Source organism: Pseudomonas sp. LARHCG127 (assembly GCF_052871455.1).
Genome location: NZ_JBIXJT010000004.1, coordinates 23,515 through 46,835, shown reverse-complemented (window position 1 = coordinate 46,835; position 23,321 = coordinate 23,515). Strand labels below are relative to the sequence as shown.

At 61.9% G+C, this 23,321-nt stretch carries 20 protein-coding genes; 9 read left to right on the top strand and 11 right to left on the bottom strand.

Annotated features, from left to right (window positions below):
• Positions 1-7: 7 nt before the first annotated feature.
• Positions 8-400 (top strand): 4-carboxymuconolactone decarboxylase, encoded by a 393-nt coding sequence (pcaC, locus tag ACIPQ1_RS08320; RefSeq protein ID WP_030142291.1) that lies wholly within the window; start codon positions 8-10, stop codon positions 398-400.
• Positions 401-740: 340 nt separating this feature from the next.
• Here pcaC and ACIPQ1_RS08315 read toward each other — a convergent pair whose 3' ends face one another.
• The 4 genes from ACIPQ1_RS08315 to ACIPQ1_RS08300 all read right to left on the bottom strand — a co-directional run bounded on the left by ACIPQ1_RS08315 (position 741) and on the right by ACIPQ1_RS08300 (position 8,361).
• Positions 741-1,994 (bottom strand): OprD family porin, encoded by a 1,254-nt coding sequence (locus ACIPQ1_RS08315; RefSeq protein ID WP_446533933.1) that lies wholly within the window; start codon positions 1,992-1,994, stop codon positions 741-743.
• Between the two features lie 587 nt (positions 1,995-2,581).
• Positions 2,582-4,039: an AdeC/AdeK/OprM family multidrug efflux complex outer membrane factor gene (gene adeC, locus ACIPQ1_RS08310; RefSeq protein ID WP_411386713.1), complete on the bottom strand. Its 1,458-nt coding sequence runs from the start codon at positions 4,037-4,039 to the stop codon at positions 2,582-2,584.
• Positions 4,036-7,200: an efflux RND transporter permease subunit EmhB gene (gene emhB / locus ACIPQ1_RS08305; protein ID WP_411386714.1), complete on the bottom strand. Its 3,165-nt coding sequence runs from the start codon at positions 7,198-7,200 to the stop codon at positions 4,036-4,038. Before emhB ends, adeC begins: the two co-directional genes overlap by 4 nt.
• 3 nt (positions 7,201-7,203) lie before the next feature.
• Entirely contained in the window at positions 7,204-8,361 is a 1,158-nt protein-coding gene (locus tag ACIPQ1_RS08300) for an efflux RND transporter periplasmic adaptor subunit (protein ID WP_207967129.1), read from the bottom strand.
• A gap of 267 nt (positions 8,362-8,628) precedes the next feature.
• Between ACIPQ1_RS08300 and ACIPQ1_RS08295 the strand changes: the two genes are divergently transcribed.
• Positions 8,629-9,261, top strand: a complete 633-nt coding sequence (locus tag ACIPQ1_RS08295) for a TetR family transcriptional regulator (protein ID WP_186704494.1) — start codon at positions 8,629-8,631, stop codon at positions 9,259-9,261.
• Between the two features lie 371 nt (positions 9,262-9,632).
• Here the strand turns inward: ACIPQ1_RS08295 and ACIPQ1_RS08290 are convergent, their stop codons facing one another.
• From ACIPQ1_RS08290 to ACIPQ1_RS08275, 4 genes are all read right to left on the bottom strand, one after another.
• On the bottom strand, positions 9,633-10,259 hold the full coding sequence (locus tag ACIPQ1_RS08290; protein WP_446533932.1) for a hypothetical protein: 627 nt from the start codon (positions 10,257-10,259) through the stop codon (positions 9,633-9,635).
• Between the two features lie 163 nt (positions 10,260-10,422).
• Complete coding sequence (locus tag ACIPQ1_RS08285; protein ID WP_411386715.1) at positions 10,423-11,472, bottom strand: alkene reductase; 1,050 nt, start codon at positions 11,470-11,472, stop codon at positions 10,423-10,425.
• A 34-nt stretch (positions 11,473-11,506) separates the two neighbouring features.
• Positions 11,507-12,673, bottom strand: coding sequence for an MFS transporter (locus ACIPQ1_RS08280; RefSeq protein ID WP_446533931.1), 1,167 nt, complete (start codon positions 12,671-12,673; stop codon positions 11,507-11,509).
• Positions 12,674-12,690: 17 nt separating this feature from the next.
• Positions 12,691-12,993 (bottom strand): ArsR/SmtB family transcription factor, encoded by a 303-nt coding sequence (locus ACIPQ1_RS08275; protein WP_053182660.1) that lies wholly within the window; start codon positions 12,991-12,993, stop codon positions 12,691-12,693.
• A 156-nt stretch (positions 12,994-13,149) separates the two neighbouring features.
• Here ACIPQ1_RS08275 and ACIPQ1_RS08270 point away from each other — a divergent pair, with 156 nt between their 5' ends.
• Positions 13,150-13,734, top strand: a complete 585-nt coding sequence (locus ACIPQ1_RS08270; RefSeq protein ID WP_250965516.1) for an acyl carrier protein phosphodiesterase — start codon at positions 13,150-13,152, stop codon at positions 13,732-13,734.
• 114 nt (positions 13,735-13,848) lie between these two features.
• Here ACIPQ1_RS08270 and ACIPQ1_RS08265 read toward each other — a convergent pair whose 3' ends face one another.
• Positions 13,849-14,643, bottom strand: a complete 795-nt coding sequence (locus ACIPQ1_RS08265) for a lysophospholipid acyltransferase family protein (protein ID WP_186704499.1) — start codon at positions 14,641-14,643, stop codon at positions 13,849-13,851.
• A complete protein-coding gene (olsB, locus tag ACIPQ1_RS08260; protein WP_411386717.1) occupies positions 14,643-15,398 on the bottom strand; it encodes an L-ornithine N(alpha)-acyltransferase in 756 nt (251 codons plus the stop codon). Before olsB ends, ACIPQ1_RS08265 begins: the two co-directional genes overlap by 1 nt.
• Before the next feature lie 146 nt (positions 15,399-15,544).
• Between olsB and ACIPQ1_RS08255 the strand changes: the two genes are divergently transcribed.
• From ACIPQ1_RS08255 to ACIPQ1_RS08235, 5 genes are all read left to right on the top strand, one after another.
• Positions 15,545-16,417, top strand: coding sequence for an acyl-CoA dehydrogenase family protein (locus ACIPQ1_RS08255; protein WP_250965514.1), 873 nt, complete (start codon positions 15,545-15,547; stop codon positions 16,415-16,417).
• Positions 16,418-16,601: 184 nt separating this feature from the next.
• Positions 16,602-17,696 (top strand): serine hydrolase domain-containing protein, encoded by a 1,095-nt coding sequence (locus ACIPQ1_RS08250; protein ID WP_446533930.1) that lies wholly within the window; start codon positions 16,602-16,604, stop codon positions 17,694-17,696.
• Complete coding sequence (locus ACIPQ1_RS08245) at positions 17,693-18,004, top strand: amidase (RefSeq protein ID WP_411386719.1); 312 nt, start codon at positions 17,693-17,695, stop codon at positions 18,002-18,004. Before ACIPQ1_RS08250 ends, ACIPQ1_RS08245 begins: the two co-directional genes overlap by 4 nt.
• Before the next feature lie 276 nt (positions 18,005-18,280).
• Positions 18,281-18,871: a YceI family protein gene (locus tag ACIPQ1_RS08240; RefSeq protein WP_250965511.1), complete on the top strand. Its 591-nt coding sequence runs from the start codon at positions 18,281-18,283 to the stop codon at positions 18,869-18,871.
• Between the two features lies 1 nt (position 18,872).
• On the top strand, positions 18,873-20,030 hold the full coding sequence (locus tag ACIPQ1_RS08235; RefSeq protein ID WP_186704504.1) for a phospholipase D-like domain-containing protein: 1,158 nt from the start codon (positions 18,873-18,875) through the stop codon (positions 20,028-20,030).
• A gap of 133 nt (positions 20,031-20,163) precedes the next feature.
• Here the strand turns inward: ACIPQ1_RS08235 and bglX are convergent, their stop codons facing one another.
• On the bottom strand, positions 20,164-22,455 hold the full coding sequence (gene bglX / locus ACIPQ1_RS08230) for a beta-glucosidase BglX (protein ID WP_411386720.1): 2,292 nt from the start codon (positions 22,453-22,455) through the stop codon (positions 20,164-20,166).
• Positions 22,456-22,705: 250 nt separating this feature from the next.
• Between bglX and ACIPQ1_RS08225 the strand changes: the two genes are divergently transcribed.
• Positions 22,706-23,314, top strand: a complete 609-nt coding sequence (locus ACIPQ1_RS08225; protein WP_250965508.1) for a LemA family protein — start codon at positions 22,706-22,708, stop codon at positions 23,312-23,314.
• Positions 23,315-23,321 lie beyond the last annotated feature (7 nt).

The window sequence follows — 23,321 nt, the reverse complement described above, 5'->3', positions numbered from 1 at the left end:
GTTTCCTGTGGACGAGAAACAACGTTACGACGAAGGCATGCAAGTACGCCGCGCGGTGCTGGGCGATGCCCATGTCGATCGCAGCCTCAATGCCCTGACCGAGTTCAACAGCGAATTCCAGGAGATGATCACCCGCCACGCCTGGGGCGACATCTGGACCCGCCCGGGCCTGCCGCGCCATACCCGTAGCCTGATTACCATTGCCATGCTGATCGGCATGAACCGCAATGAAGAGCTCAAGCTGCACCTGCGCGCCGCCGCCAACAATGGCGTAAGCCGCAGCGAGATCAAGGAAGTGATCATGCAGAGCGCCATTTACTGCGGCATTCCGGCGGCCAATGCCACCTTCCACCTGGCCGAATCCGTCTGGGATGAGCTGGGTGTCGAATCGCGGGGTTAGGACATACCTCGATTCCTGTGGGAGCGAGCCTGCTCGCGAAAGCGGTGGGTCAGTTGCATCGATGTTGAATGTGATGACGCCATCGCGAGCAAGCTCGCTCCCACACTGATCTCCAGCGGCCATTGAATCTGCGTCCACCGCCAATTCCCTGTGGGAGCGAGCCTGCTCGCGAAAGCGGTGTGTCAGTTTTCGAAGATACTGAATGTGCCGTCGTCTTCGCGAGCAGGCTCGCTCCCACACTGATCTCCAGCGGCCATTGAATCTGCGCCCACCGCCAATTCCCTGTGGGAGCGAGCTTGCTCGCGATGACGGTGGTACAGCCTCCATCCATATTCAGCTTTTACAACAAACCGATCGGATAGCTGACGATCAACCGGTTCTCATCGAATTCATTGGTGCTGTAATCCCGGCGCATCGTCGAGTTACGCCATTTCACATTCAGGCTTTTCAGCACACCGCTCTGCACGGTGTAGGCCAGTTCACTTTCGCGGCCCCATTCCTTGCCGTCATCGACGGTGGCGGTGTGAACGTTGTCACCGCTGATGTAGCGGTTCATCAGGGTCAAGCCCGGCACGCCGACGGCGGCGAAGTTGAAGTCGTGGCGCACTTGCCAGGATTTTTCCTTGGCGTTGTCATAGCTGGAGTTGTAGCTGTCGTTCGCCAGGGTGCCGCCGCTGGTGCCGTTGACGCGCATCCAGGCATCGTCGCCGCCGACTTTTTGCAGGCCGACGTAGAAGGTGTTGCCGCCGTATTTGGCCGAGAGCATGGCGAACGCGGTTTTGTTGTCCAGGTCGCCGGCCAACGCGCTGCCGTTTTCCTTGCCGGTGAAGTAGCCAAGGTTGGCGCCCAGGGTCCAGTCGCCGATGGGCTGGCTGTGGGTCAGGTTGAAATATTGCTGTTGGTAGATGTCGGACAGTTCCGCGTACCACACGCCGACCTGGGTGCGTTTTTCGTTGAAGGCGTATTCGCCGCCGCCGAAGTTGAAACGGTCGGAGGTGAACGCACCGCGACCGTTCATCGACATGTCTTCCATGCTCGCGTCGTTGCGCGGGCTGTTGCCACGGAACTGGCCGCCGTAGAGGCTCAGGCCATTGATTTCGGTCGAGGTGACCTGGCCGCCGCGGAAGGTTTGCGGCAGGGAACGGCCATCGTCGGAACGCAGGATCGGCAGCACCGGCATCCATTCGCCGACCTTCAGCTCAGTCTTCGAGACCTTGGCCTTGAGGGCCACGCCGAGGCGCCCGAAGTCATCGGCGGGGCGACCGTCATCGTGTACCGGCAGCAGTTGTGTACCTGCCGTGCCACCACCGCCGTCGAGCTTGACCGAGTACATGCCCAGCACGTCCACGCCGAAACCGACCGTGCCTTGGGTGAAACCGGACTTGGCGTCGAGGATGAAGCTCTGGGTCCACTCTTCAGCCTTGCCTTGGGCATTGTTCGGGTTGGTGAAGTTGCGGTTGAGGTAGAAGTTGCGCAGGTTCAACGTGGCCTTGGCATCTTCGACGAATCCCGATTCCGCGGCCAGGACGGGCAGGGCGGTGCTGGCCAGGGCTACGGCGATAAGGCTGGGGAACAGGTGCTGTGTGGGCTTCATGGGCGTTGTCTCTATTTTTTGTGGACGAAGCGAGTTGCTGCCGCACTTTTGAGGTGCTGGCGGTACGGGGTAGCCAGGGGCGTCAGGGCGATCGGAATCAGCCGGGTGGGACGGGGCGTTGGGGCATGGCGTCGAACCTGTTGTTATTGGTTTTGTGCGAGCGATGGTGAAGGGCGGCCCGGGATCGGTTCAATTGCCGTTTGCGGGTTTTGGGCGATTATCGAACGGCAAAACGGCCGATTGGATGGTCGCAATCCCTTGTGGGAGCGAGCTTGCTCGCGATGGCGGTCTGACAGTCTTGGCGGAGTACATATCCATTCCTGCGGTAACGGCCGCTAATGGTTCCGCCCTGACGGCGGGTCACTTTTGACTGGGCCGGCTTCCGGGCTCTTCAAAAGTGAGCCGCCGTCAGGGCGGAACCCTAAGCCGCCGTTACCGCGAAAATGGATATGTACCCAGTCAACAAGAGCAAGGCCAGCTGTCAGGCCGCCATCGCGGGCAAGCCTTGCTCCCACATAGGCCAGCGTTAAAAGGTGCACAAACAAAAAGCCCACCTTTCGGTGGGCTTCGTGTTTTTAAGCATCGGATCAGAACAACTTCGTCTCCGGCGCTTTCTCCGCCACCGGCTCGTTCCTACCCGTCTCGGCATTCCAACCACCGCCCAGTGCCTTGTACAGATTGACCTCGCTGGTCAGTTGCGCAAGACGGTCAGTGATCAGCGATTGCTGCGCGCTGAACAACTGGCGCTGGGCATCGAGGAAGGTCAGGTTGCTGTCGACGCCGATGCGGTAGCGACGCTCAGCCAGGCGGTAGTAGTCCTGGTTGGCGGCGACGAAGTCGGTCTGGGCCTGCAACTGCTCGTTGTAGGTCTGACGTGCGGCCAGGCCGTCGGAGACTTCCTGGAACGCGGTCTGAATCGACTTCTCGTACTGCGCGACGTTGATATCTTTCTGAATCTTCGCGTAATCCAGGCTTGCTCGCAGGCTGCCGGCATTGAAGATCGGCAGGTTGATCTGCGGCGCGAAGCTCCAGGTGCCCGAACCGCCCTTGAACAGGCCGGACAGGTCCGGGCTCAGGGTGCCGGCGTTGGCCGTCAGGCTGATGCTCGGGAAGAACGCGGCCCGCGCGGCGCCGATGTTGGCGTTGGCGGCCAACAGGTTGCGTTCGGCCTGGAGAATGTCCGGACGACGTTGCAGCAGGTCCGACGGCAGCCCGGCCGGCACTTCGCTGAGCAGGTCATCGCTCAACGGTTGCGCGTTCAGGTTGGCCGGCAGGCCGGTGCCCAGCAGCAGGGTCAGGCTGTTCTCATCCTGGGCGACTTGGCGAGTGTAGCGGGCCAGTTGCACGCGGGCGTTTTCCACGGCGGTGCGCGCCTGGCTCAAGTCCAGGGCCGAGGCCACGCCGACTTCGGCGCTGCGCGAGGTCAGCTTGAAGCTTTGCTCGTAGGCGCCGAGGGTTTCCTGGGTCAGCTTGAGCAGTTCCTTGTCGGCCTGCCAGGTCAGGTAGGCATTGGCGACGTTGGCCACCAGGCTGATCTGGGTGCTGCGGCGGGCTTCTTCGGTGGCGAAGTAGCTTTGCAACGCTTGCTCGCTCAGGCTGCGAACCCGACCGAACAGGTCCAGCTCGTAGGCGCTGATCCCCAGTGTTGCCGAGTAGGAACTGCTGATCGCCGCTTCGCCGGTTTGCGAAGCCCGTGCCGGTACCCGCTGGCGGCTGCCGGAGCCGGTGGCCGAGACTGCCGGGAACAGGTCCGCGCGTTGGATGCGGTACTGCGCGGCGTAGGCATCGATATTCAATGCCGCGACGCGCAGGTCGCGGTTGTTTTCCAGGGCGACCTGGATCAGCTGTTGCAACGCCGGGTCATGGAAAAACTGCTTCCAGCCTTGCTCGGCGGCGGCCTGGCCGGGCGCCTTGGCGGCCTCGTAGGCCGGCCCTTGCGGGTATTGCGCCGCAACCGGTGCGTCGGGCCGCTGGTAGTCGGGGATCAGCGAGCAACCGCTGAGCACGACGGCGGCGATGGTCAGGGAGAGTAGCGACTTGCTCATTGGCCAGCCTCTTTGGAAGTTTCAGGAGTGTTGTCCTGGTCGATATTTTTGCGACGACCCATCGACGACACGGTCACGAAGAACAAGGGCACCCAGAAGATCGCCAGGATGGTCGCGGTGAGCATACCGCCGATCACACCCGTACCGATGGCATGCTGGCTGCCCGAACCGGCCCCCGTGGAAATCGCCAGCGGAACCACACCGAGGACGAACGCCAGGGACGTCATGATGATCGGCCGCAGACGCATCCTACAGGCTTCGATGGCGGCTTCCACCAGGGTTCGGCCCTGTTCGTGGAGTTCCTTGGCGAACTCCACGATCAGAATGGCGTTTTTCGCCGCCAGGCCGATGGTGGTCAGCAAGCCCACCTGGAAGTACACGTCGTTGGACAGGCCGCGCAGGCTGGTCGCCATCAGCGCCCCGATGATCCCAAGGGGCACCACGAGCATGACCGCGATCGGAATCGACCAGCTTTCATACAGCGCCGCCAGGCACAGGAACACCATCAGCAGCGACAAGGCATACAACGCCGGCGCCTGGGAGCCCGACAGACGTTCCTCGTAGGACAGGCCCGTCCAGGAAATACCCACACCGGCCGGCAACTTCTTGGCGATGGCTTCGACTTCGGCCATGGCTTCGCCGGTGGAGTAGCCCGGGGCAGGAGCACCGAGGATTTCCATCGCTTCCACACCGTTGTAGCGGGCCAGTTTTGGCGAACCATAGACCCACTCGCCCTTGGCGAACGCCGTGAACGGCACCATGGTCCCGGCGCTGTTGCGTACGTACCACTTCTGCAAGTCTTCGGGGCTCATGCGGGCACCGGGCTGACCCTGCACGTACACTTTCTTCACCCTACCACGGTCGATGAAGTCGTTCACGTAGCTACTGCCCAAGGCAATCGACAGGGTGTTGTTGATGTCCGACAGGGTGATGCCCAGCGCGCTGGCCTTCTCGTCGTCGATTTCCAGCTGGTATTGCGGCTCGTCGTTCAGGCCGTTCGGACGCACCTGGGAGAGGATCTTGCTCTGGGAAGCCATCCCCAGGAACTGGTTGCGGGCCTCCATCAGCTTGTCGTGGCCGATACCGGCACGGTCCTGCAGGAACACGTCGAAACCGGTGGCGTTACCCAGTTCCAGCACCGCCGGCGGGGCGAAGGCGAACACCATCGCGTCACGGAACGTGAAGAAGTGCTGCTGGGCGCGGGCCGCGAGCTTGAACACGCTGTTGTCGGCGTTACGCTCCTCCCATGGCTTGAGCATGATGAAGGCCATGCCGGAGCTCTGGCCACGACCGGCGAAGTTGAAGCCGGTCACCGTGAACACCGACGCCACCGCATCGCCTTCGCCGCCATCCTTGCTCGGACGCAGCAGGAACTCACGCATCTTGTCCACCACCACCTGGGTGCGCTCGGCACTGGAACCGGCCGGGGTCTGCACCTGGGCGAATAGTACGCCCTGGTCTTCTTCCGGCAGGAACGCCGTCGGGATGCGAGTGAACAGCCAGATCATGCCAACCACGATGAGCACGTAGGCCAGCAGGTACGGGGCCTTGTGCTTGAGCATATTGCCCACGCCGCGCTCGTAGCTGCGAACGCCACGGTCGAAATTGCGGTTGAACCAGCCGAAGAAGCCGCGTTTCGGTGTGCCGTGCTCACCCTTGGGGATCGGTTTGAGCATGGTGGCGCACAGGGCCGGGGTGAAGATCAACGCCACCAGCACCGACAAGGCCATGGCCGAAACGATGGTGATGGAGAACTGTTTGTAGATCACACCCGTCGAACCGCTGAAGAACGCCATCGGCAACAGCACCGCCGACAGCACCAGCGCGATACCCACCAACGCACCCTGGATCTGGCCCATGGACTTCTTGGTGGCTTCCTTGGGTGACAGGCCTTCTTCACTCATCACCCGTTCGACGTTTTCCACCACGACGATGGCATCGTCCACCAGCAAGCCGATGGCCAGTACCATGCCGAACATGGTCAGGGTGTTGATGCTGAAGCCGGCCGCCGCGAGGATGCCGAACGTACCCAGCAACACCACCGGCACCGTCATCGTGGTGATGATGGTAGCGCGGAAGTTCTGCAGGAACAGGAACATCACCAGGAACACCAGAGCGACCGCTTCGACCAGGGTTTCAACCACACCCTTGATCGACTCGCTCACCACCGGCGTGGTGTCGTACGGGAACACCACTTCCACACCTTGCGGGAAGAAGGGCTTGAGGCCGTCGATGGTATTGCGCAGGGCCTTGGCCGTGTCGAGGGCGTTTGCGCCGTTGGCCAGTTTGACCGCCAGGCCCGACGCCGGGGCGCCGTTGAACTGGGCGCTGACACTGTAGTTCTCACCGCCCAGGCCGACATCGGCGACGTCGCCGACGCGCACTTGCGAGCCGTCCGGGTTGACCTTGAGCAGGATCGCCTTGAACTGCTCGGCGGTCTGCAGACGGGTCTTGCCGATGATGGTGGCGTTCAGTTGCTGGCCGGGCAGGGCAGGCAAGCCGCCAAGTTGGCCGGACGAGACCTGGACGTTTTGCGCGGCAATGGCGTTTTTCACGTCCACCGGGGTGAGGTTGAAGTTGTTCAACTTGGCCGGGTCGAGCCAGATCCGCATGGCGTACTGGGCACCGAAGACCTGGAAGTCACCGACACCCGCAGTACGCGAGATCGGGTCTTGCAGGTTGGACACGATGTAGTTGGCCAAGTCGTCCTTGGTCATGCTGCCGTCACGCGACACCACGCCGATGACCATGAGGAAGTTCTTCACCGCCTTGGTCACGCGGATACCCTGCTGCTGCACTTCTTGCGGCAACAGCGGGGTGGCCAGGTTCAACTTGTTCTGGACCTGGACCTGGGCGGTATCGGAGCTGGTGCCCTGTTCGAAGGTCGCGGTGATGGTCATGCTGCCGTCGGAGTTACTTTCCGACGATACATAACGCAGGTTGTCGATACCGTTGAGCTGCTGCTCGATCACCTGCACCACGGTGTCCTGCACGGTTTGCGCGGACGCGCCCGGGTAGGTCACCTGGATCGCAATGGCCGGTGGCGCGATGCTCGGGTATTGGTTGATCGGCAACTTGAGGATCGATAGAGCCCCGACCAGCATGATCACCAGGGCGATCACCCAGGCGAAAATCGGACGGTCGATAAAAAATTTCGACATGGTTTACTCCCCTTTGCCTTCGGCTGCTTTATCAGCTGCCTGAGCGGGGGCCGGGTTCTGGGTGTTGACGTTGGTGGCTTCGGTGGCTTTGACTTCCACCCCCGGCCGTACGTACTGCAACCCTTCGGTGATCAGGCGATCGCCGGCCTTGAGCCCGTCTTCGATCAGCCACTGGCTGCCGACGGTGCGGCTGGCCTTGAGCTGGCGCAGTTCGACTTTGTTATCGGCGCCCACGACCATGGCGGTCGGCATGCCCTTGAGGTCGCGGGTCACGCCTTGCTGCGGTGCCAGGATCGCCGCGCTGTTCACACCCGCCTGCAATTGGGCGTGGACGAACATGCCCGGTAGCAGGGTGTGGTCAGGGTTGGGGAACACGGCGCGCAAGGTCACCGAACCAGTGGTCTGGTCAACCGAGACTTCGGAGAACTCCAACTTGCCTTCGTGCGGATACTGGCTGCCGTCTTCCAGGGTCAGCTTGACCATGGCGGCGTTCTCGCCGGCCTTTTGCAGACGACCGCTTTCCAGCTCGCGGCGCAGTTGCAGCAGCTCGACCGAGCTCTGCGTCACATCAACATAGATCGGGTCCAGTTGCTGGATGGTCGCCAGGGCATCGGTCTGGCCGTTACTGACCAGCGCACCCTCGGTCACCGAGGAACGACCGATGCGACCGGAAATCGGCGCATAGACCTTGGTGTAGCGCACGTTGATCTGGGCAGTCTGCAGGTTGGCTTCCGACTCCAGGCGATTGGCCACGGCGGTGTCGTATTCCTGGCGGCTCACCGCCTGTTCGTCCACCAATTGCTTGTAGCGGTCGGCAATCGACTTGGTGGAACGCAGGTTGGCCTCGGCGCTCTTGAGAGTCGCTTCATAGACAGCCGGATCGATCTGATACAGCTGCTGGCCGGCCTTGACGTCGGCGCCTTCCTTGAACAAGCGCTTGAGAATGATCCCGTTGACCTGTGGCCGTACTTCCGCGACGCGGAACGCGCTGGTGCGGCCCGGCAGTTCCGAGGTCAAGGTGAAGGGCTGGGTCTTGAGGGTTACGACGCCGACCTGAGGAGGGGGAGCAGCAGGTGCAGCCTCTTCCTTTTTGCATCCGCTGAGCAGCGATGCCAGGGCGATGGCGGTAACCAGAGCAGTAACAGCTGGCTTGAATTGCATGGAAATCCTCGGGTCCAGGCGCGCAACGGGGCGCACTCGAAAGGTGGAAAGGTAAAAAAGCAGCAGTAATTCAATTAGTAGGATGCTAAGAAATATACTTACGTACACGGTTGTTTGTAAACAGCCAAATTGCGTAATATCCGGATTTACAAAAGCCTGACAAAGGCCAGCGTAGATCGGCGACGCGCTCCAAGGGACGTCGCCTCATATTTGTTCAGCTGATTCTTACGCATTGCTGACCGCATCCTGATTGAGGTGTTTACTGCCATGGTCCGTCGTACCAAAGAGGAAGCCCAGGAGACTCGCAGCCAGATCCTCGAAGCCGCCGAAAAGGCCTTTTTCGAGCGTGGCGTGGCGCGTACAACCCTGGCGGACATCGCGACACTGGCCGGGGTGACGCGCGGGGCTATCTATTGGCATTTCAGCAACAAGGCGGATTTGCTCCAGGCGATGCTCGATACCCTGCACGAGCCGCTCGACGAGTTGGCCCGTGCCAGTGAGAGTGAAGAGGAGCTTGACCCGCTGGGCTGTATTCGCAAGCTGCTGGTCCGGTTGTTCCAGCAAGTGGCCCTGGACCCGAAAACCCGACGCATTAATGAGATCCTGTTCCATAAGTGTGAATTCACCGATGAAATGTGCGATTTGCGCCAGCAGCGACGCGAGGTCAGCCTCGACTGCAATGTGCGCATCGCCCTGTCGTTGCGCAATGCGATGAAACGCGGCCAGTTACCGGATGATCTGGACCCGGAAAGGGCGGCAGTCGCCATTCATGCCTACATCGATGGCATTCTGTACCAGTGGCTGCTGGCCCCCGACAGCTTCGCCCTGGCGGGTGAGGCCGAGCGTTGGGTGGAGATCGGGCTGGACATGCTGCACCTGAGCCCCAGCCTGCGCAAATGAAACAAAATGCGTAATTGCGTCGGTTTGTGTCAATACAGCGCGTAAGGGTGCTTTTATAAACCGACGTTGGCGCGGTTGGTAGGCAATTGGCGGCGAATTTTGTAGGAAATTTGTTTCGCGCTGGTAAACGTGTAGGAATAATTCGCTCGGCAAGGCTGTCCGAACAGGTCAGTAGATACTCCGCCAGATTGCCTTGGCGAGACGGTAATTCTGTTCCCTTAAGACAAATGATGAACCAGTGGCGAGGGAGCTTGCTCCCGCTGGGCTGCGTAGCGGCCCCATTTTGTGAGCGCTTCGCACTCAAGCGGGAGCAAGCTCCCTCGCCACAGATAAGCCTTAAGTGAACAGCATTACCGGCAAGGCTGCATTTTTCAGCTCACCGTGAGTTCCACGGTAAAACCATAAGGTTCTTCATTGGCTGTGCGAGTGATTCGAGTCGTGCATTGGATCGGGCTCATTCCAATGGAGGTTACTTGGTGGATCCGGACGGGTGTCAGCGTTGGTGAAATGACACCGAAGGACGTATTGACGCGCAAACCGAAGTCAAACCGAAAGCCAAATTCTTCATCGCCGAACACAATGAAGTGTTTGAACATGTCCTTACTGCGACTGCCCAGGCGTCGGCTATAAGCAAGATCGAATTTCAACGCTTGGATATCCCAAGGAAGAATCGCTGAAAAGTTCTGCCTGTCCGCATTCGAATGCAGATTGTGTTCACTGACTTCAAAGTCCAGGTCGGTATGATTGATCAACTTAACGACGAGACGAGTGCGGTTCGGGTCGACGCGTTCCTGTTCCCAGGCCTGGATCTGCTTATTGATCTTGTCATTCTGGCTCGCTTTCTCCATCAGCGCCGTGAGCATCGGCTTGTACTCTTGCATATCGAGCGATCTGAGGTACTGGGACAACACGGCCAACGGTGCCCAGTTGAATTGAGCGGCGAAGACTTCATAAATACTTTTGTCAGCCTGTGGGCTGTTTTCAGGGGTGGCGTTCATTTGAAATCCTTTTCAAAGAGAGTGATTGCAAGACGCTTTGTCTTGTGGCTGGCGATAATAAGAAGGGTTGAAGGGACTTTAGAAGTTTGGATGTTTGACGGGATATTTAGCGCGCATAAAAAAGCCCTGGCTCTTTCGAGGCAGGGCTTTTGTTTTTTACGATTTACATCACTGGATAATCGATATAACCCACCGGCCCTTTGCCATAGAAGGTCTCCGGATGCGCTTCGTTCAGCGGCGCATCGGCTTGCAGGCGTGCCGGCAGGTCCGGGTTGGCAATGAATGGCACGCCGAAGGCCACGGCGTCAGCCTTGCCTTCTGCCAGCCAGGCATTGGCGCTCTCTTTGGTAAAGCGTTCGTTGGCGATGTACGGGCCGCCGAAAGCCTGTTTGAGTTGTGGGCCGATGCTGTCTTCGCCCTCCTTCTCACGGGAGCAGATGAAGGCGATGCCACGCTTGCCCAGTTCGCGAGCCACGTAGCTGAAGGTTTCCAGGCGGTTCTCGTCACCCATGTCATGGGAGTCGGCGCGTGGCGCCAGGTGCACGCCAACCCGGCCGGCGCCCCAGACTTCGATGGCGGCGTCGGTCACTTCCAGCAGCAGGCGGGCACGGTTTTCCAGGGAGCCGCCGTAGTTGTCGGTGCGCTGGTTGGTGCTGCTTTGCAGGAACTGGTCGAGCAGATAGCCGTTGGCGCCGTGGATCTCCACGCCGTCGAAACCCGCGGCCTTGGCATTCTCGGCACCGACGCGGTAGGCGTCGACGATGTCGGCGATTTCAGCGGTTTCCAGTGCGCGCGGCGTTGGGTAGTCGGCCAGCGGACGGACCAGGCTGACGTGGCCCTTGGGCTGGATCGCGCTGGGCGCCACCGGGGTTTCGCCGTTCAGGTACGACGGATGGGAGATCCGGCCGACGTGCCACAGTTGCAGGAAGATCTTGCCGCCGGCGCCGTGGATCGCCTTGGTGACGTTGGACCAGCCGCGTACCTGGTCGTTGGACCAGATGCCCGGGGTGTCCGGGTAGCCCACGCCCATCGGCGTGACGGAGGTCGCTTCGCTGAGGATCAGGCCAGCGGAGGCGCGTTGCACGTAGTACTCGGCCATCAGCGCATTGGGCACGCGGCCTGCATCGGCGCGGCAGCGGGTGAGCGGGGCCATGATGATGCGGTTCTTCAGCTCGATGTCGCCGAGTTTGATGGGGTCGAAAATAGTCGCCATGAAAATACAACCTCGAAAGTGGAAGGGTTAACAGTCAACGAGTTGCCGGGGCCAGGTCGGCATTGCCGCCCTGGCGGAAAGTGATCAGGGTGACCAGCAGCGCCAGCACGGCCAGCGCGCCGGCGGCCAGGGGTACGGCAGTCAGGCCCAGGCCTTGGTCGATGACGCTGCCGCCGACCCAGGCGCCCAGGGCATTGCCGACGTTGAAGGCGCCGATGTTCAGGGTGGAGACCAGGTTGGGCGCGTCCTTGCCGAAGGTCACCACGTTGACTTGCAGGGCCGGCACGGCGGCGAAGCAGGCGGTGGCCCAGAGGAACAGGGTGATTTCAGTGGGGATCAGCGCCACGCTGGTCCAGCTCAGCACGGTGGACACCACGGCCATGGTGATGAAGACGCCCATCAAGGTGTTTGCCAGGCTCTTGTCCGCCAGCTTGCCGCCGATGATGTTGCCCAGGGTCAACCCGAGGCCGATCAGCACCAGGGTCCAGGTCACGCCACGGGGCGATACGCCGGTCACTTCACCCAACAGCGGAGCGACGTAGGTGAAGAGGGTGAACACCGAGGCGGAGAACAGCGCGGTCATGCTCAGGGACAGCCACAGACCGGCGCCTTTGAGCGCCACCAGCTCCGAGCGCATGTCGAGTTTTTCTTCATCGCGCTTGGCCGGCAGGAAGCGGACCAGGCCGATCAGTGCCACCACGCCGATAACCGTCACTGCCCAGAAGGTCGAACGCCAGCCGGCTTCCTGGCCCAGTGCGGTGCCCAGCGGCACGCCGAGCACATTGGCCAGGGTCAGGCCGGTAAACATCAAGGCCACGGCCGAGGCGCGCTTGTTGGGCGCCACCAGGCCGGCGGCCACCACCGAGCCGATACCGAAGAACGCACCGTGGCACAGGGCCGTGACGACCCGGGCGAACATCAGCACGTTGTAGTCGCTGGCGATGGCGCAGAGCAGGTTGCCGACGATGAAAATCCCCATCAACGCCACCAGGGCGGCCTTGCGCGGCAGCCGGGCGGTGGCCAGGGCCATGAACGGCGCACCGATGGCCACGCCCAGGGCGTAGCCGGTCACCAGCCAGCCGGCGCCGGGAATCGACACGCCCAGGTCGGCCGCCACGTCGGGCAACAGGCCCATGATGACGAACTCGGTGGTGCCGATGGCGAAGGCGCTCAGGGCCAGGATCAGGAGTGAAAGGGGCATGATGGGTCCTTGTCAGGTCAGAGCTCTTGGCTCATTTGCTTGAGGAACTGCTGGATCACGTCCTCGTTGCGTTTGAAGAAGTGCCATTGACCGACCTTCTGGCTGGTGATCAGCCCCGCCCGTTGCAACACCGCCAAGTGCGCAGACACCGTGGATTGCGACAGGCCGCAACGCTGGTCGATCTGCCCGGCGCAAATGCCGAACTCATGGTTGTGCAACTGGTCAGGGAACTGGACCTTGGGGTCTTTGAGCCAGTTGAGGATGTCTCGCCGTACTGGGTGCGCCAGGGCTTTTATTATTTCGTCGAGGTCGAGGGTCATGGTGGCAGGCTCGGGGTGAGTAAAACGCTATATCGCGATGGAGCGAACCTTAAATCGTTACTTTGCGATATACCAATATGGATTTGATCTGAGCGCCGAACAAATCGCTATATCGGGTTATAACGATATGGGCGCGGGAGTGCTAAGCTGCGGGCCATGAACTATCTCGCGCACCTGCACCTCGGCGGCCCTGGCCGGGAACAACTGCTCGGCAGCCTCTACGGCGACTTCGTCAAGGGACCGCTGCAAGGGCTCTACGACCCGCGGATCGAGGCGGCGATTGCCCTGCATCGGCGCATCGACATGTATACCGACCGTCATCCGCTGGTGGACATCGCCCTGTCGCGCTTTTCCACGGTGCGACGGCGCTATGCCGGGATCGTGCTCGACGTGTTTTTCGATCATTGCCTGGCCCGGGACTGGCCGTTGTACGGCGAGGAGCCGCTGCTGGATTTCACGTCCCGGGTTTACCAGGTGCTCGGCACCGAACCGCAGTTGCCAGGACGCCTGGCGCACATCGCCCCGCACATGGCGGCGGATGACTGGCTGGGGTCTTATCAGGAATTCGAGGTGTTGGGGCAAGTACTGCGCGGTATTTCTCGCCGCCTGTCCCGTCCCGAGGAACTGGCCGGGGCGATGCCGGAGTTGATCAGGCTCTATGAGCCGTTGAGCGAAGACTTTCGGTTGTTCTATCCGCAGCTTCAGGATTTTGCGTTGAACCAGACGACGCCACAAAACTAATGTGGGAGCGAGCTTGCTCGCGATAGCGGTGTACCAGCCAGCACATCGGCTGAATGTTAAGCCGCTATCGCGAGCAAGCTCGCATCCCACAGGGGATGCTCCGCAGAGATCGGGTCAGGCCGCAATTGCCGCAGGTCGCACCGGCACTTGCTGTTTCTCGGGAATCGCGCCGAACAACGCCTTGTGCACCGCCTGCTGCGCCTGGAAGGCCAGGGCCGCGCGTTCCTGGCCATGGCAGGCAATCGGTTCCAGCAGGTGGATGTGCACCTCGCCCCGATCATTGGCGAACAGGCGCATCAGGTGCGACAGCAAATCATCATCGCCAATGAACGGCGCCAAGGAATCCGGCTCGCCGTTGCGCAGATAACGAATCGCCACCGGTTGCAAGGCAACATCGGCATCGATCGCCGCCGACAACAAGCGACCGTGGAAGGTGCGCAGGGAACGGCCGTCGGTGGTGGTGCCTTCCGGGAACATCAACAACGGATGGGCCTGTTCCAAGTGGCGGCTCATCTGTTTGCGGATCAGCTGGCTGTCACCCGAGCCGCGACGGATAAACAGGCTGCCGGCCTTGGCGGCCAGCCAGCCGGCGACCGGCCAGGTGCGCACTTCGGCCTTGGACAGGAACGACAGCGGCGTGAGCATGCCCAGCAGCGGGATGTCGGTCCAGGACACATGGTTGCTGACCCAGAGCATCGGTCGTTGCGGCAGTTGACCATGGACGGTGACGGCAAAGGGCAGGGCATGGCTCAGCCGGGCCATGAAGAACCGCGACCAGCGCTGGCGACGCACCATGGAGTTGGCGATCCCCAGGCGTTCGAACAAACCGAACACGCTGGCCATGCTCAGCCCCAGCGTCACCACCAGCAAGACTCGCGCGATACGCGCGTACACCCGCAACCGACTCATCACACCGCTGCCTTGAAGTGACGGGCGTAGCGCGGGCAGAGCTCGTCGCGCTTGAGCAGGATGAACACATCGGCCACCTGGAAATCCTCGTCCCAGCACGGCTCGCCGCAGATCTTCGCGCCCAGGCGCATGTAGGCCTTGAGCAGCGGTGGCATCTCGGCAATGACGTTGGACGGCACGTCCAGGGTCGGCAGTGGTTTTTTCGGCACGGCTTGCAGGTGTTCGGTGCACAGGTAGCGTTCGCGCAGGCGCTGCATGATCGCCTGGGCCTGGATGCCGCCATCCTGCATCGGAATGCTCGCGCAGCCCATCAGGTAGCTGTAGCCGCCTTCGTTCAGGACTTCGGCCAGCTCGCCCCAGAGCACCGCGATGGTGCCACCGTTGCGGTAGGCCGGGTCGACGCAGGTACGGCCGATTTCCAGGATCGGGCCCTTGAGGTGGACCAGGCCGTGGAGGCTGAATTCTTCTTCGCTGTAGAACCGGCCCAGGCTGCTGGCGGCCTGGTGGTCGAGCAGGCGGGTGGTCGCCACGAGGCGGCCGGTGTTCAGGTCGCGTACGCCGATGTGGGCGCAGTGAACATCATAGTCATCCATGTCCAGACCCATTTCCGCGCCTTTGAGCTTGGCGTTGAACTCGCCACTGAAGACGTTGAAGCGCAGGGCCTGGGCTTCTTGCAAGGCGTGGGCGCCGACCAGGCGTTCGGCTTGCAGGCGGCGTTCATTGCCGGTGTCGCTGATGCGGGCGATCTGAGTCATAGCGAATCTCCGTGCGGGCTGTTCAGTTGCAGCCTGTCGACTTTCTTTATGCAGCCATGTTGTGCAAAGTCAGGCTATGTAGCCCCGGTGTCATCGCCATGAAGCTTTGGTGATGCTTATATGACAGCCCTCAAGGAGTCCGCCCAATGCCCTGGCAAACCCTGATCGAACACGGCGAGCGCTTGCCCGCCCATCCGGACCTGGCCGAAGGTTATGCCGCGTTGCTGCAACGCCTGGGGCCGGTGACGCCGTTCGAGCTGGCCGTGCTTGGGGCTCGGTCGATGGCCACGCCGGGGCTGGCGTTCCTGGTGGGCTACCAGGCGGCACTGCGGGTGCTTTGGCCCAGTGCGCCGCAGAGCCTCGGCGCTCTGTGTGCCACTGAGCAGCGCAGCGTGCGGCCGGCGGACATGCACACCCGTCTCGACGATTTGCGCCTGAGCGGACGCAAGGATTTCGTCACCGCTGGCGACGCCGCCGAATGGCTGTTGATTGCTGCCCGCTGCGAAGCGCCCGGTGAAACGCCACGGCTGAACCTGGCGGTGGCCTACGCGGGCGAGCCCGGCGTGACCTTGGAGAAACTGCCCGCCATAAGCCTGATGCCCGACATCAGCCATGGCCGCGTGCTGCTCGACGGCGCGTTGTGCGAGTTACTGGCGGGCGACGGTTGGGACGCCTACGTCAAACCGTTCCGCACCCTGGAAGACCTTTATGTGCTCAGCGCGATGACGGCCTGGTTGCATGGCGTCGGGCAGGAGTGCGCCTGGCCCCAGGCGTTGCAACTGCGCCTGCTGGCGTTGCTCGCCGGCTGTGCGGAGGTGAGCCGGCATAACCCTTCGAATGCTGCCGGGCATGTGCTGCTGGGCGGGTTGTTCGCCCAGTTCCATGGGCTCGACGGTGAACTCAACGCTGCCCTGGCCGGCGGACCTGCGACGTGGCGCGAGCTGTGGACACGGGATAAAGGCGTGATGGACATTGCGGCGGGGGCGCGGGCCAAGCGGTTGGCCAAGGCGTTGGGATAGCCCTTCAAACCACTAACCACCTGTGGGAGCGAGCTTGCTCGCGATAGCTGTCTGTCAGTCGCCATATGCTTAGCTGACACTCTGCTATCGCGAGCAAGCTCGCTCCCACAGGGGACTGCACAACACTCGAAACTGTCATCAAGTCTGAATAGGCTCTGAAGGTTCAACCCTGCGAGCCCCAAGCATGTCCAAAGGCTGGTTCCTGATCCCGCTGTTGTTGCTCAACCTGAGCGTCCACGCCGAAGACTGGCCCGGCGAGCAATGGCCAAGCGGCCCGACGCCGAGCGGGCCGGCCATCGAAGCCTTGGCGCAATACGCCTTCCCGCCCCGGGACGATGTGAGCCGCGAGGGCATCCGCACCGATGCGCTGCTGGTGATCCAGGACGGTCGGCTGGTCTATGAACGCTACGCCGGATCAACCACCGCCCAGACCCCGCACCTGACCTGGTCCATCAGCAAAAGCCTGTTGGCGGCGGTGTTTGGCGTGGCCTACGGTGAACAGCGCTTTGCCCTGGACGATCCGGCCGCCAAGTACTACCCGCCGCTGAACCGACATCCGGGCCTGACCCTGGCCAATCTTTTCCATTGGGCGTCCGGCCTGGACTGGCAGGAAGACTACGAATACGCGCCGCTGAAGTCATCGGTGGTGGCGATGCTCTACACCCGCGGGCGTCATGACATGGCGGCGTTTACCGCGCAGCATGAACGCTTCAGTCCGCCGGGGCAGGCGTTCCGTTATTCCAGTGGTGACAGCAACCTGTTGGCGGCGGCCCTGAAAAGTATCGTCGGCCCGGCACGTTATCCCGATTACCCTTGGACGGCCCTGTTCGAACCCCTGGGCATCCACAATGCCACCTGGGAAACCGACGCCAGCGGCACGTTCGTGGGGTCATCCTACGCCTACCTGACGGCGCGGGACCTGGCACGTGTCGGCTTGTTGATGCAGCGGGACGGCCGCTGGGGCGAACGGCAGCTGATTCCCAAGGCTTGGGTCACGTTCAGCCGTGAACCGTTCGTGCACTTCCAGGCCGGCCAGGATGAAGCCGTGCCGGGCGGGCACTGGTGGCTCAATCGCGCCGCCGATCCGGCGATCCACCCCTGGCCCGACGCGCCGCCGGACACTTTTGCCGCCCTGGGTCATTGGGGCCAGGCGCTGTACGTCATTCCCAGCGCCAAACTGGTGATCGTGCGCTACGGCGACGACCGCGACGGCCGCTATCGCCATAACGAACTGCTCAAGCGGGCCATGGCGGCGTTCGCCGGGACGGTGCAGCCATGAGGCGCAACGTGTTGCTGACCCTGCTGTCGGCGGTGCTCATCGCCCTGTTCAGTTGGATGTGGCTGGAGCGGGTGGCGTTGCGGGCCTTTCCCGACATCATTAGCGCCTACACCGCCAAGCAATATTGCTCGTGTCGCTATGTGATGGAGCAACCGGCCGAGTATTGCCGGGGTTATGTGAAGCAGTCGGTGCCCACCAGTGATTTTCTCGAGACCGTTGCAGCCAAGCGCGTCACCGTCAGCGGGTTGGGGCGCAGCAACAGTGCGCGGTGGATGGGGGAGCGGCAGGGGTGTCGGTTGGAACCCTGAAAGTTGATTCGATGATGGCTTTTGTGGCGAGGGAGCTTGCTCCCGCTGGGCCGTAGGAGCTGTGTAGGAGCTGACGAGTGCAGCGAGGCTGCGATCCTTCCAAGGGCACTTGAATCTCAAGCGAAAGATCAAAAGATCGCAGGCTTCGCCAGCTCCTACAGATCCCAGTGGGAGCAAGGGTTATGTGCGCAGCAGGGATGTTCTGAAACAGACAGTTTGCAAGCGCCCTCGGCCCGGTTAAGGTTCGCCACAGGTTTATCTACCCTCCGAGTGCATATGTTCAAGCGGTTCTTCCCACGCGTGGTCGCCAGCGTGCTGCTGGCCTGCGCAGCGCTGCCGGCCCAGGCCGACTGGTACCTGGACGGCGAGTCGTCGCGGCTGTCGTTTATCAGCAGCAAAAACGGCAACATTTCCGAAGTCCAGCGTTTCCTGGTGCTGCACGGCCAAGTCCAGCCCGACGGCTTGGCGCGCCTGGAAGTGGAACTCGAATCCATCAACAGCGGTATCCCCCTGCGGGACGAGCGCATGCGCGCCGAGCTGTTCGAGATCAAGCAGTTCGCCGAGGCCACGGTCACCGCCAAGATCGACCTGATGCCGATCCAGGACCTGGCCAACGGCGCACAGCTGGAATTGCGCCTGCCGCTGACGGTGAACCTGCATGGCAAGCAGCATGAATATCCCGTTGAGTTGCTCGCGACGCGCCTGGATGAGCGTCGCTTCCAAGTGGTGACCTTGGAGCCGGTGGTGCTCAACGCGGCGGATTTCGATTTGGCGCCGGGCCTGGAAAAGCTGCGCAACCTGGCCGGGTTATCGGCCATCAGCTTGTCGGTGCCGGTGAATGCGGTGCTGATTTTCACGGCGCGCTGACATGAGCGGCCCGGTGTTTCCCTGGCGTGAAGGCAATCGCTTCGAGCTGTTGGTCGACGGCCCGGAATTCTTTCCGCGCATGCTGGTGGAAATCGCCCGTGCCCGGGAACAGGTCGAGCTGGAACTGTACCTGGTGGAGGCGGGGGCCTGCGCCGAAGCAATGGTCCAGGCACTGGTCCAGGCCGCCGAGCGTGGCGTTCGCGTGCGCTGCCTGTTCGATGACTACGGCAGCCTGGCGTTTACCCTGGCCCTGCGCAAGCGCCTGACCGAGGCCGGGGTGGAGTTGCGTTTCTACAACCGCCTGAGCTGGCGGCGCTGGGTGCGCAATCTGTATCGGGATCATCGCAAGCTGTTGTTGGTGGACCAACGCCTGGCCGTGGTCGGCGGCACCGGGGTGACCGATGAATTCTGGAACCCCCTCGACGACCGCAGTGAGTGGCATGAAGTGATGGTGGAAATCGTCGGCCCCCTGGTGCTCGACTGGCAACTGCTGTTCGATCGCCAGTGGCTCGCCAACCGTCATCGGCGTGCCTGGAAACCGGCGTCCAACTTCGGCTTGCCGCGCCTGCCTCGCGTGCCGCCGGTGGGCGAGGGCATGGGCCGGGTGGCGTATGCCGACGCCCGTCAGCATCGCGACATCCTGCAATCGCTGTCCCGGGCATTGAACAGCGGCCAGAAACGCATCTGGATGGCAACGCCGTACTTCCTGCCGACCTGGAATGTGCGCCGCTCCTTGCGCAAGGCCGCCGCCCGCGGCATCGACGTGCGCCTGCTACTGACCGGCCCACGCACCGATCACCCGTCCGTGCGCTACGCCGGGCACCGTTACTATCCGCGACTGCTCAGGGCGGGTGTGCAGATCTACGAGTACCAGCCGTGTTTCCTGCACTTGAAGATGGTGCTGGTGGATGATTGGGTCAGCATCGGCTCCTGCAATTTCGATCACTGGAACCTGCGTTTCAACCTGGAAGCCAACCTCGAAGCCTTGGACTCCAAGCTCAGCAGTGCCGTGGCGGCCAGCTTCGAACGGGATTTCGCCCAGAGCCTGCAAGTCAGCCTCGACGCCTGGCAGCGCCGACCGTTGTGGAAGCGGTTCAAGCAGCGCCTGTGGGGGTGGGTGGATCGGTTGGTGGTGAATCTGCTGGATCGGCGGGGCTAGTCCGAACACCCAGATACAACTGTGGGAGCGAGCTTGCTCGCGATGGCGTTGGATCAGTCACATCGATATCGACTGATACTCCGCTATCGCGAGCAAGCTCGCTCCCACAGGGAGGATTGAGTTGTTCTGGAGGTCAGAGCAACTCAAAACTCTGCTGTTTCACATCCTGGGAATCCAGGCCGATCTGCACGTTGAACTTGCCTGGCTCCGCGGCGTACTTGAGCTGGGCATTGAAGAACTTCAGGTCGTCTTCGGTGATGGTGAAGTGGATGACTTTCTTCTCGCCGGCCTTGAGCATCACCTTGCGGAAGTTCTTCAGCTCCTTCACAGGGCGGATGATCGAACCGGTCACGTCCTGGATGTACAGCTGCACCACGGTCTCGCCGTCACGCTTGCCGGTGTTTTCCAGCGTCACGCTGGCATCGAGCTTGCCGGTCTTGTTCAGCGTGGTGGACGACAGCGCCATGTCCGACAGGCTGAACTCGGTGTAGCTCAGGCCGTAGCCGAACGGGTAGAGCGGGCCGGTGGTGTCGTCGAAATACTGCGAGGTGTAGTTGCCCGGCTTGCCCGGCGTGAACGGCCGGCCGATGCTCAGGTGGTTGTAGTAGGTCGGAATCTGCCCTACCGAGCGTGGGAAGGTGATCGGCAGCTTGCCAGACGGGTTGTAGTCGCCGAACAGCACGTCCGCGATGGCGTTGCCGCCTTCGGTGCCGCTGAACCAGGTTTCCAGGATCGCATCGGCCTGCTGCTTTTCTTCCAGCAACGACAGCGGACGGCCGTTCATCAGCACCAGCACCAGGGGCTTGCCGGTGGCCTTCAGGGCCTTGATCAGCTCGCGTTGGCTGGCGGGGATGTTCAGTTCGGTACGGCTCGACGATTCATGGGACATGCCACGGGACTCACCCACGGCGGCCACCACCACATCGGCGGACTGCGCGGCCTTCACCGCTTCGTCGATCAGCACTTGGGCCGGGCGCGGGTCATCCACCACTTCCGGGGCGTCGAAGTTGAGGAAGTTCAGGTAGTCGAGGACCTTCTTGTCGCCGGTGATGTTGGCGCCACGGGCGTAGATCAGCTTCGACTCACCGCCCAGCGCGCGGGCCATGCCGTCGAACAGGGTGACCGACAGCGCCGGGCGCCCGGCGGCAGCCCAACTGCCCATCATGTCGATGGGTGCCTTGGCCAAGGGACCGACCAGGGCGATCTTCGCGGTTTTCTTCAGGGGCAGGGTCTGGTTGCGGTTTTCCAGCAGGACCAGGCTGCGGCGCGCCACATCGCGGGCATCGGCGCGGTGCATGCGGGTGTCGGCGTAGACGTCGGCGGGGTCATCCTCGGCCTTGCCGATGCGCAGGTACGGGTCCTTGAACAGGCCCATGTCGTACTTGGCCGCGAGCACTTCGCGCACCGCATTATCGATGTCGCTCTGCTCGATCTCGCCAGCTTTGAGCAGCCCTGGCAATTCCTTGCCGTAGAGCGAGTCGTTCATGCTCATGTCGATGCCGGCCTTGATCGCCAGCTTCGCCGCTTCGCGACCGTCCTTGGCGACGCCGTGCTTGATCAGTTCGAAGATGGCGCCGTGGTCACTGACCGCCAGGCCCTTGAAGCCCCATTCCTTGCGCAACAGGTCGTTCATCAGCCAGGTGTTGGCCGTGGCCGGCACGCCGTTGATGGAGTTCAGCGCGACCATCACACCGCCGGCGCCGGCGTCGATGGCGGCGCGGTAGGGCGGCAGGTAGTCCTGGTACATTTTCAGCGGACTCATGTCCACGGTGTTGTAGTCCCGACCGCCTTCCACGGCGCCATACAGGGCGAAGTGCTTGACGCTGGCCATGATGCTGTCGGCGGCGTTGGCCCCGCTGCCCTGGAACGCCTTGACCATCACCCCGGCAATGCGCGACACAAGATAAGTGTCTTCGCCGAAGCCTTCTGAAGTCCGGCCCCAGCGCGGGTCGCGGGAAATATCGACCATGGGCGCGAAAGTGATGTCGATGCTGTCGGCCGCCGCCTCCTTGGCTGCGATGCGGCCGGAGTGGTAGATGGCGTCCATGTCCCAGCTTGAAGCCAGGGCCAGGGGGATCGGGAAAATCGTGCGGTGGCCGTGGATCACGTCATAGGCGAAGAACATCGGGATCTTCAACCGGCTGCGCATGGCCGCGTCCTGCATCGGACGGTTCTCATCGCGGGTGATGGAGTTGAACGTACCGCCGATATTGCCGGCGGCGATTTCCTTGCGAATCATCTCCCGGGGCATTTCCGGGCCGATGCTGATCAGGCGCAATTGGCCGATCTTCTCTTCGAGGGTCATCTGCTTCATCAGGTTACTGATGAACGCATCCTTGTTCTCTATGGGGGCGGGCAGGTTGTCGGCTAATACGGAGTAACTGGCCAGACTGACAAACAGGCCCAGCAAACACAGCTTCTTCATGAATAATTTTCTCGCAAGCCTAAAGGGCGGTGATCAGGACACGCCGGTCAGCCGAAATGTGAGGAGCGGCTATTGTTGTTCAATTAAATGCAGCAGACTTTCGAACCCATTGGGCTGAACTTAGTTTCGCACTGCGCATCTTTTAGCCCATCGGCCCGTTTCAATCCAGCGCGACGGCAGATTATGCCCCAGACGTCGGCGGGATAGGTGGCCGGGTTTTCCTATGTCATGCAAGGGAGCGCCATATCCGATGAATCCTCGACTGAATCACCTTCGCAGCCTGCCGATGCTGGCGCTGATGCTGCTCACCACGTTGTTGGCCGGTTGCGGCATCAACAACATCCCGACCCTGGACGAACAGGCCAAGGCTGCCTGGGGCCAGGTGCAGAACCAGTACCAGCGCCGCGCCGACCTGATTCCCAACCTGGTGGAAACCGTCAAGGGCTACGCCCGGCACGAGCAGGACACCCTGACCGCAGTGATCGAGGCGCGGGCCAAGGCCACGTCGATCCAGGTGGACGCCAGCACCTTGGACAACCCGGAAAAACTCAAGCAGTTCCAGCAGGCCCAGGACCAACTGAGCGGCGCATTGAGCCGGCTGATGGTGGTGGTCGAGCGTTATCCGGACCTCAAGGCCAACCAGAATTTCCTGGCGTTGCAATCGCAGCTCGAAGGCACCGAGAACCGCATCGCCGTGGCCCGCCGCGACTTCATCCTGGCGGTGCAGAAGTACAACACCGAGATCCGCACGTTCCCGGGGCGCCTGTGGCACAGCGTGATGTACAGCGACCTGCCGATCCGCGAAACCTTCGAGGCCACCAGCCCCAATGCTGAAAAAGCCCCTGAAGTGAAGTTCTGAAGCAGTG

Coding starts and splice junctions, on each gene's coding strand:
- ACIPQ1_RS08225 (WP_250965508.1), top strand. CDS start 22,706: ATGAATCCTCGACTGAATCACCTTCGCAGCCTGCCGATGCTGGCGCTG.
- emhB (WP_411386714.1), bottom strand. CDS start 7,200: ATGTCGAAATTTTTTATCGACCGTCCGATTTTCGCCTGGGTGATCGCC.
- ACIPQ1_RS08245 (WP_411386719.1), top strand. CDS start 17,693: ATGAGGCGCAACGTGTTGCTGACCCTGCTGTCGGCGGTGCTCATCGCC.
- ACIPQ1_RS08235 (WP_186704504.1), top strand. CDS start 18,873: ATGAGCGGCCCGGTGTTTCCCTGGCGTGAAGGCAATCGCTTCGAGCTG.
- ACIPQ1_RS08255 (WP_250965514.1), top strand. CDS start 15,545: ATGCCCTGGCAAACCCTGATCGAACACGGCGAGCGCTTGCCCGCCCAT.
- adeC (WP_411386713.1), bottom strand. CDS start 4,039: ATGAGCAAGTCGCTACTCTCCCTGACCATCGCCGCCGTCGTGCTCAGC.
- bglX (WP_411386720.1), bottom strand. CDS start 22,455: ATGAAGAAGCTGTGTTTGCTGGGCCTGTTTGTCAGTCTGGCCAGTTAC.
- ACIPQ1_RS08270 (WP_250965516.1), top strand. CDS start 13,150: ATGAACTATCTCGCGCACCTGCACCTCGGCGGCCCTGGCCGGGAACAA.
- ACIPQ1_RS08265 (WP_186704499.1), bottom strand. CDS start 14,643: ATGAGTCGGTTGCGGGTGTACGCGCGTATCGCGCGAGTCTTGCTGGTG.
- ACIPQ1_RS08250 (WP_446533930.1), top strand. CDS start 16,602: ATGTCCAAAGGCTGGTTCCTGATCCCGCTGTTGTTGCTCAACCTGAGC.
- ACIPQ1_RS08280 (WP_446533931.1), bottom strand. CDS start 12,673: ATGCCCCTTTCACTCCTGATCCTGGCCCTGAGCGCCTTCGCCATCGGC.
- ACIPQ1_RS08290 (WP_446533932.1), bottom strand. CDS start 10,259: ATGAACGCCACCCCTGAAAACAGCCCACAGGCTGACAAAAGTATTTAT.
- ACIPQ1_RS08315 (WP_446533933.1), bottom strand. CDS start 1,994: ATGAAGCCCACACAGCACCTGTTCCCCAGCCTTATCGCCGTAGCCCTG.
- ACIPQ1_RS08295 (WP_186704494.1), top strand. CDS start 8,629: ATGGTCCGTCGTACCAAAGAGGAAGCCCAGGAGACTCGCAGCCAGATC.
- ACIPQ1_RS08300 (WP_207967129.1), bottom strand. CDS start 8,361: ATGCAATTCAAGCCAGCTGTTACTGCTCTGGTTACCGCCATCGCCCTG.
- ACIPQ1_RS08275 (WP_053182660.1), bottom strand. CDS start 12,993: ATGACCCTCGACCTCGACGAAATAATAAAAGCCCTGGCGCACCCAGTA.
- ACIPQ1_RS08285 (WP_411386715.1), bottom strand. CDS start 11,472: ATGGCGACTATTTTCGACCCCATCAAACTCGGCGACATCGAGCTGAAG.
- olsB (WP_411386717.1), bottom strand. CDS start 15,398: ATGACTCAGATCGCCCGCATCAGCGACACCGGCAATGAACGCCGCCTG.
- ACIPQ1_RS08240 (WP_250965511.1), top strand. CDS start 18,281: ATGTTCAAGCGGTTCTTCCCACGCGTGGTCGCCAGCGTGCTGCTGGCC.